At 61.9% G+C, this 1,336-nt stretch carries 1 protein-coding gene; it reads right to left on the minus strand.

All coding sequences use genetic code 11. The annotated features are described in order from the left end of the window. Nucleotides 1–102: 102 nt before the first annotated feature. Nucleotides 103–1,224: an IS630 family transposase gene (locus AC629_RS44365; protein WP_084810826.1), complete on the minus strand. Its 1,122-nt coding sequence runs from the start codon at nt 1,222–1,224 to the stop codon at nt 103–105. Nucleotides 1,225–1,336: the final 112 nt, after the last annotated feature.

Genomic DNA, 1,336 nt, shown 5'->3' on the forward strand with positions numbered 1-1,336 from the left:
TTCAACCGCCAGCGCCCGCGTGAATGCGGCGATAGCTCCTTTGGCGGCAGGGCAGATCGCCGCGCTGATCTTCACACTCGCAGCCGTGGTGCTGGCGACGCGCTAGTGTCSTCCTGAACCAGAAGTTCGCAGCATTGGGTCGTGTTTTGCGGGGGCATTGTAACGACAGAAGCGCTCGATGGAAGCAAGGATGTCGTCGGCGGATTTGGTCCATCGGAACGGTTTGGGATCGGCGTTGTGTCGCTCGATGAACGAGGCGATATCGGCCCTGAGGGCGGCTACGCTGCGATAGACGCCGCGCCGGATCTTCTTATCGGTGAGGAGCGCGAAGAAGCGCTCGACTTGGTTGAGCCATGACGAACTGGTCGGGGTCAGGTGCACGTGCCAACGTGGCCTTTTGGCCAGCCATCTCCGGATCATTGGGGTCTTGTGGGTGACGTAATTGTCCATGACGAGATGGACGTCGAGTTCGCGCGGTACGGCCGCCTCGATTTCGTCAAGGAACTTGCGGAACTCGGCGGTGCGGTGGCGCCCATAGCACTTGCCAATGACCCGTCCGGTGGCAATATCGAGGGCAGCGAACAGCGATGTGGTGCCATGCCTTTTGTAGTCATGGCTCCTTCGGGCCGCCTGGCCGGGACGCATCGGAAGCATCGGCTGGCTACGGTCCAGCGCCTGAATTTGGGACTTCTCATCCACACACAGAACGATGGCGCGCTCCGGCGGTGAGACGTAGAGGCCCACGACATCGCGCACTTTGGCCACGAAGTTCGGATCGGTCGAGAGCTTGAACGTCTCCATCCGGTGCGGCTGGAGCCCAAAGGCCCGCCAGATGCGTTGTACCGTCGATACCGATAGGCCGCTGGTCTTCGCCATGTCGCGAGAGCTCCAATGAGTGGCGTTCTCAGGACAACTCTCCAACGTTCTCACGATCACGGCTTCGATGCGGGCATCGTCAATCGTGCGCGGCGCGCCGGAGCGCGGCTCGTCGTGCAGCCCGGCCACGCGCTGCTCCATAAAACGCCGCCGCCACTTGCCTACGGTCTGCCGGTCCAGCCCCAGCTTGGCCGCCACTTCCGTGTTCTGACCACCTTCCGCGCAGGTCAGCACTATCCGGGCTCTCAGAGCCAGCGCCTGCGCCGTCTTCCGCCGCATCGTCAGCGACGTCAGTTCGGCGCGCTCGTCGTCGCTCAATATCAGGGGGGCAAGTTGCTGGATCGGCATTGGAGACTCCGTCGCTGTTTGCCTCCATCCTTGGCACAGCGACGCGAATCTACTGCGAATCTATGATTGCGAACTTGTGACTCAGGACACTAGGGCGGAACGATCACCTTTC

Source organism: Bradyrhizobium sp. NAS80.1 (genome assembly GCF_001908205.1).
Taxonomy (GTDB): domain Bacteria; phylum Pseudomonadota; class Alphaproteobacteria; order Rhizobiales; family Xanthobacteraceae; genus Bradyrhizobium.